Source organism: Komagataeibacter saccharivorans, from assembly GCF_003207825.1.
GTDB lineage: Bacteria > Pseudomonadota > Alphaproteobacteria > Acetobacterales > Acetobacteraceae > Komagataeibacter > Komagataeibacter saccharivorans.
The window spans coordinates 1-2,515 of sequence record NZ_NKTY01000066.1 but is presented as its reverse complement, the minus strand read 5'-3'; the positions used below and the strand labels follow the sequence as shown (position 1 = coordinate 2,515).

The window sequence follows — 2,515 nt, the reverse complement described above, 5'->3', positions numbered from 1 at the left end:
GTAACCATCCGGCGAGAGACGCGGGTGTGTTCAGGCGGCGATGGTATTGTGGTCGTGGTGGGGAGCTTTCCAGTGCCAGGGCAGGAGTTCATGGAGGCGTGGATTGGGGATGTCGTTGATCCGTGCCATGACATCGGCGAGCCAGGCCTGGGGATCGACATCGTTGAGTTTCGCGGTGACGATCAGGGAATACATGGCGGCGGCGCGCTCTCCGCCACGGTCGGAGCCGGCGAACAGCCAGGCCCGTCTTCCGAGAGCGACGCCACGCAGGGCGCGTTCCGCCGCATTGTTCGTCAGACAGATCCGGCCATCGATGAGGAATCTCGTGAATGTGTCGGCACGTCTGAGAAAATATTTCATGGCCTGGGTAACGGGATTTTTGGTCGACATGCGCCGGCAACACTCCCGCATCCAGTCGAACAACTCATCGACCAGAGGCACAATGTCTGTTTGACGGACAGCCAGCCGGTGTTCTGCGGACGTGCCGTTGATGGCCCGTTCGGCCTCGAATATGGCGTCGATCCGACGCACTGCCTCTATGGCGAGGGGCGCCTTGTCCCTCTCGGCGATTTTGAACAACCCTCGTCGTCCGTGCGCCCAGCAGCCGGCGGAGATGACGGGTGCGGGCTGGCGTCCCGGCTTCGCCAGCGTGTTATAACCCGCATAGGCGTCTGACTGCACGATACCCGTCCAGCCCGCGAGATGGTCCGTGGGATGTTCGCCCTTGCGGTCCCGGGAATAACGGAACCAGACGGCTGGGGGCGCTGTGCCTCCAAAGGGGTGATCGTCCCGCACGTAGTTCCACAATCGTCCGGTGACTGTCCGGCCTTTTGCCAGAACCGGCACGGTGGTGTCATCCGCGTGCAGGCGTTGTGCTGCCAGCACATGGGCCCGGATCAGCGCAGTCAGGGGGGCCAACGTCGCGGTGCAGGCCCCCACCCAGTCGGCCAGTGTCGACGTGTCGAGATCGATCCCTTCGCGGGCAAAGGCCCCGCTCTGGCGGTTCAGCGGCAGATGCTGCAGGAACTTGTCGCACAGGATGGTCGACAGCAGCCATGGGCCGGCGCGTCCGCGCGCGATCGGATGGAAGGGTGCCGGTGGCTGGGTGATGCTCTCGCAGTCCCGGCAGGTGAACTTCTCCCGCACCGTCTGGATGGCCTTGAACTGGCGGGGGATCACCTCCAGCGTCTCGGTGATGCTCTCCCCCAGCTTGCTCAGGCGGTCACCACCACAGCACGGACAGTGTGTCGGCGTGGGGATCACGACCCGCTCGCGCGGCAGATCGGCACGCAGGGGCTGGCGTCCCCGGTTGCTGCGGGGTGCTGTCGCGCGGACGGCGGGATCCGTGGCATTTTCGGGCGCGTCCTCGGCGAGCGTCGTCTCCAGATCTTCCAGTTCGAGTTCGAGCTGGGCCAGCAGGCGGCGTCCCCGCTCCGACGAGGCGCCGAAACGGTCCTGACGCATCCGCGCGATGATGTGCTTGAGATGGGCGATCTGCGCCTCAGCAGCAGCAAGTGCAGCACGCAAGGCGATGATGTCGTCCGCATCTCCCGTCATGACGGCATTTGATCACATGGGCGCTCAAAAGGGTACCAGTATATGCTGAGCTGGCGCAGTTTTTATCATCCCGCCAGTTCAGGTCTCCATGTTTTCTGCGGATTGCGCCAATCCACGCCCTCGAGCAGACAGGTCAATTGTGATGGGGAGAGATGGATCGCTCCATCCTTTGCCGAAGGCCACAGGAAATGCCCGCGCTCGATCCGTTTCGCATAGAGGGAAAGGCCGATCCCATCGTGCCAGATCAGTTTTACCAGATCGCCGCGTCGGCCCCTGAAGGCATAAACGTCGCCCGCGAAAGGGTCTCGGCCCAGAGCTTCCTGGACCTTCAACGCCAGCCCGGGCATCCCCAGTCGCATATCGGTCACGCCCGCCGCCAGCCAGATCCGTAGCGTGGAGGGAAGCGGGATCATGAACGCAGCGCGCTCACAATCTCACGCAGACGATCAGCGGACAGCCCCGTGTCGAACTCCAGCCGCACACCGTCCGGAAAGACCAGGCTGACCGCTCGGTCGGGCGGCGTTCCCTGTGCGCTCCGACACTCCAATGGCTGCTGCTGGGGTGCCGGAGCCATCATGACAGGCACGAACGATGTCCCGCCTTTGGCCTGCGCCTTGGCCCGGGCTTCTCGCCGCCAGCGAAACACCAGACTTTGATGGACACCATACTGTGCGGCCACCTCCCTTACGGGGCGTCGGCTCTCGTAGGACGCGATGACCACGCGCGCGCGAACTTCAGGGGCGTGCCAGCGGCGGCGATCTGAAACGATCTCGATCCGCGAGGCTTCCGCCAGCCTGTCTCGATCGCCTGTCTCCATACCGCTCCTTTGGAGCCTCTCTGCGGTACTACCTGCGACACTCGCAGGTAGTACCGCGTCTCTATCTCTTAAATCGCTCATGCTTCATAGCTGAACCACAATAGAAATATTCAGGAAGGCGTCAGTCGCCGAGTGCTTACC

The 2,515-nt window shown here is 63.4% G+C and carries 3 protein-coding genes; all 3 read right to left on the bottom strand.

The features are described from left to right. Positions 1–30: 30 nt before the first annotated feature. The 3 genes from tnpC to tnpA all read right to left on the bottom strand — a co-directional run bounded on the left by tnpC (position 31) and on the right by tnpA (position 2,374). Entirely contained in the window at positions 31–1,557 is a 1,527-nt protein-coding gene (gene tnpC / locus CFR79_RS15245) for an IS66 family transposase (protein ID WP_110548450.1), read from the bottom strand. 65 nt (positions 1,558–1,622) lie between these two features. Then, the gene (gene tnpB / locus CFR79_RS15240; RefSeq protein WP_019092242.1) at positions 1,623–1,970 is read right to left on the bottom strand and encodes an IS66 family insertion sequence element accessory protein TnpB; all 348 of its coding nucleotides are present in this window, start codon (positions 1,968–1,970) and stop codon (positions 1,623–1,625) included. Next, entirely contained in the window at positions 1,967–2,374 is a 408-nt protein-coding gene (gene tnpA / locus CFR79_RS15235) for an IS66-like element accessory protein TnpA (RefSeq protein ID WP_110548449.1), read from the bottom strand. The genes tnpB and tnpA overlap by 4 nt, the downstream gene beginning before the upstream one ends. Positions 2,375–2,515 lie beyond the last annotated feature (141 nt).